This is a genomic window from Enterococcus sp. B2E4, assembly GCF_030499455.1.
GTDB lineage: Bacteria > Bacillota > Bacilli > Lactobacillales > Enterococcaceae > Enterococcus_D > Enterococcus_D casseliflavus.
On sequence record NZ_JAUKPK010000044.1, the window covers coordinates 1 to 3,093 of the forward strand.

Genomic DNA, 3,093 nt, shown 5'->3' on the forward strand with positions numbered 1-3,093 from the left:
ACTGTTAATCATGATGTCGTAGGTTCGAGTCCTACTGCCGGAGTTGCTTGATAGCATCTGCTATCTTTTTTTTTACATAAAATGACAAAAATAAAGACGTTGCCTTTGATGGGGCAGCGTCTTTTTTATTTAGATGAGATCAGAACGAAAAGGAAGAAGTGTTGCTTGTACTGCTGTTTTTTTCTATACTATTAGAAAAGGAGACGATGGCGTGAGAAAGAAAGTACTTTTTGATTTAGATGGAACGATCATTGATTCGAGTGAAGGAATCTATGGATCGATTCAATATGCGATGGAAAAAATGGGAAAAGAGCAATTAGCGCAAGACGTACTGCGGAGCTTTGTGGGGCCGCCTTTGATTGAATCCTTCCGTGGCTTGGGCTTCGATGAAGCTGCTGCCCAACAAGCCGTTGCCTTCTACCGGGAAAATTATCGTCAAGCGGGCATGTTTCAAGTCCAACCATATCCGTTGATCGAAGAAACATTGCAGGAGCTGGCGCAGGATCACGATTTGTATATCGCTACGTCGAAACCAGAAGTTTTTGCAAAAGAGATCCTGACCCATCTCAAGTATGATGGCTATTTCAAAGGAATCTATGGGGCGGATCTTGAGAATAAACGTGGGGAAAAAGCGGCCGTTATCCGCTACGCGTTAACTGAGATCGAAAAGGAGCAAAAAGCGCAGCAAACTATCATGATCGGCGACCGCGAGCATGATATTTTAGGTGCAAAAGAAAACCAGTTACCGGCAATCGGCGTTTTATATGGTTTTGGGTCAAAAGAAGAATTGCTTGATGCTGGTGCGATCGCTTTAGCCGCTGAGACACAAGAACTCTTAGCGTTGATTCCAGATTCATTATAGAGAAAAAAAGCTGACAAGCACCTTACAAGGCGTTTGTCAGCTCTTTAGTTACGCATTCGTTTGTTTCAACTGTGGAGAGGATTCCAATAAAAGATTGGTATCCAGATAGCCGCTTTCGTTTTTCAAAATCAAGGTTCCTGAAGTTGGGTGAACATCTAGAATCAGATGACCAGTCAAGAACATTTGATCATAGGTTGATGTAAAGAAAGTAAACTGATTGCTTGAGACTAACTCATTGTATGGGTCTAACGGTTCGTCGATCGGTGTGATCAAAAAACGTTCACCGATCATACAGCATCCAGCTGCTGAAGAAAATTGGTTCGATCCGTCATTACTCGTCAGAATATATAAGTCGTGTCCTTTTGGAAAGCGAGCAGCGGCAGTAGGGGTAATATGTAAGTCCATTTTGCATGATCTCCTTTTTGAAACGAGTGAGCAGCAAACTGTTTCGTTTCGATAATTGTTGATAAACCAAGTGTATCACTCCTCTTAGGGATGTGACAGCAACTTGCTTTTCAACAAACCAAGCTTAAAGTTTTAGCAAGAAAAAGGCGATAATACCGATTATCAGCAAGAAAAGCCCTAAGTACAAGAGCACAGTGACCGCAGCCTGGAAAAAAGAGCGCATTTCTTTCACCTCGAATCATTCTTCTCTTTATTTTACTGCATAATCACAGAGACAAGTAAGGAACTTCACAAATCTTAAAGGAAGTTTTAGGTCTCTTAAGAGTAGACCTTGTCCTTTTTTGTAACGCTTCCATTTTTTGTGGTAAAATAAAGAAAAGGAGGCGATTTGGATGTTACGTAATTGTCAAAATGTACTTGTTGCCTTGGATGGGTCGGATCAGTCAGAAAAAGCGTTCCAAGAAGCACTCGCGATTTGTCGTATGAACAAAGCCAAATTGTATGTCCTCTCTGTTATCAACAATGCTGAGTTATCCACAAGTGCCTATGCTTTTGCGAAAATTTTCGACCAAGAAAAATTGCGTGTGGAAACGGACATGTTGAAAAAAATCTATGATGCCAATCAGCATGGGGTAGAAGATGTTGAGGTGATCGTTGAAGTCGGCGATCCAAAACGCTTTATCATACATGCAGCAACAGAATTGTACCCGATTGATTTGATCATTATCGGTGCAACTGGTAAAGGTACATTGACCCGAGCTGTCGTGGGCTCAACCACCGATTATGTCGTCAATCATTCGAAATGTACGGTGTTGGTCGTGAAGTAAGAAGTTGAATCAAACGGAAACAGTATGTTATTTTTTAAGTCAGCATAAAGCGTATCCTTTTAAAAAATTCACTGCAGTTGAAAAACTCGCTCTTAGCTTTAGGAGAGCGAGTTTTTTGTGGTAAAAAAGATGTGTCTAAAATGGAGCTGTGAGCACCGATTGAAAAATCCGTTTTGTTCGTTTTATAAAAAGATATTTATTTAAATTAATGAAAATTGACTATTAGAAGAGATAGTTTGTTACACTTTTAATAAGCAAAGGCTGTAGGAAAAGTATTGGAGAGAGGGGCTGATAATTTACTGAGTTCCACGATTCAGCTGGTTGCAAATGTCTATCATTGAAAAGGAGAATGAAATGAAGCGTGTTGCAGAAAACTATTTGGTTGTTTTTTCGATTCTTTTGCTGATTATATGGCTAGGCTTGATCCAAGTAAAAGAATATTTGCAAGAAGCAGCCCTGTCGATCATTTACTTTATTAATCTATATACGCTCTTGTTTAAATTTAAAGATACAGCGAAAATGATGAAAGCAGTTGTATCGGTCCTACTATTGGGTTTTACGATCTTATTTCTTTTGTATATCGCAGGAAATTAGGGGCGTACGAATGATTAAGTTCAGAAATTATCGCTATACTTTGGGAATTAGATGCACAAAAAAAGACAACGTCCGACAAACGTTGTCCTACCAAAGCCACTTGACGGGCTTGAACCGTCGACCTCATCCTTACCATGGATGCGCTCTACCAACTGAGCTAAAGCGGCGTGTTATTTAACACAAGATATAGAATACCGTAAAGGCGCTGCTTTGTCAATGAGATTTTCGGATATTTCTTGAGAAAAACACTTTGCGGGAAGGGAAGTTTCTAAAAGGGGATTTTCTTGAAAAAAAGGAACAAAAAATTGATTTTTGCTCTTGCTAAATTATCTGACTATTTGGTATAGTACAGATAGATTCTTCCGGCATAGCTCAGTTGGTAGTAGCGCATGACTGTTAATCATG

The 3,093-nt window shown here is 39.8% G+C and carries 4 protein-coding genes and 1 tRNA gene; 3 read left to right on the top strand and 2 right to left on the bottom strand.

Translation table 11 applies throughout. The features are described 5' to 3' along the window. Nucleotides 1-211 precede the first annotated feature (211 nt). Nucleotides 212-862, top strand: a complete 651-nt coding sequence (locus tag Q1X33_RS16490; protein ID WP_005225128.1) for an HAD hydrolase-like protein — start codon at nt 212-214, stop codon at nt 860-862. Nucleotides 863-910: 48 nt separating this feature from the next. On the opposite strand, the gene Q1X33_RS16495 is transcribed toward Q1X33_RS16490, so the two are convergent. Continuing rightward, nucleotides 911-1,267 carry an iron-sulfur cluster biosynthesis family protein gene (locus Q1X33_RS16495; protein WP_005225129.1) on the bottom strand — a complete coding sequence of 119 codons (357 nt, stop codon included), beginning with the start codon at nt 1,265-1,267 and terminating at the stop codon, nt 911-913. 392 nt (nt 1,268-1,659) lie between these two features. Here Q1X33_RS16495 and Q1X33_RS16500 point away from each other — a divergent pair, with 392 nt between their 5' ends. Then, complete coding sequence (locus Q1X33_RS16500) at nt 1,660-2,094, top strand: universal stress protein (protein ID WP_005225130.1); 435 nt, start codon at nt 1,660-1,662, stop codon at nt 2,092-2,094. A 354-nt stretch (nt 2,095-2,448) separates the two neighbouring features. Continuing rightward, nucleotides 2,449-2,688, top strand: a complete 240-nt coding sequence (locus Q1X33_RS16505) for a hypothetical protein (protein WP_034868251.1) — start codon at nt 2,449-2,451, stop codon at nt 2,686-2,688. A gap of 94 nt (nt 2,689-2,782) precedes the next feature. On the opposite strand, the gene Q1X33_RS16510 is transcribed toward Q1X33_RS16505, so the two are convergent. Further along, nucleotides 2,783-2,855: transfer RNA gene (locus Q1X33_RS16510), tRNA-Thr, on the bottom strand. Nucleotides 2,856-3,093: the final 238 nt, after the last annotated feature.

Coding starts and splice junctions, on each gene's coding strand:
- Q1X33_RS16495 (WP_005225129.1), bottom strand. CDS start 1,267: ATGGACTTACATATTACCCCTACTGCCGCTGCTCGCTTTCCAAAAGGA.
- Q1X33_RS16505 (WP_034868251.1), top strand. CDS start 2,449: ATGAAGCGTGTTGCAGAAAACTATTTGGTTGTTTTTTCGATTCTTTTG.
- Q1X33_RS16500 (WP_005225130.1), top strand. CDS start 1,660: ATGTTACGTAATTGTCAAAATGTACTTGTTGCCTTGGATGGGTCGGAT.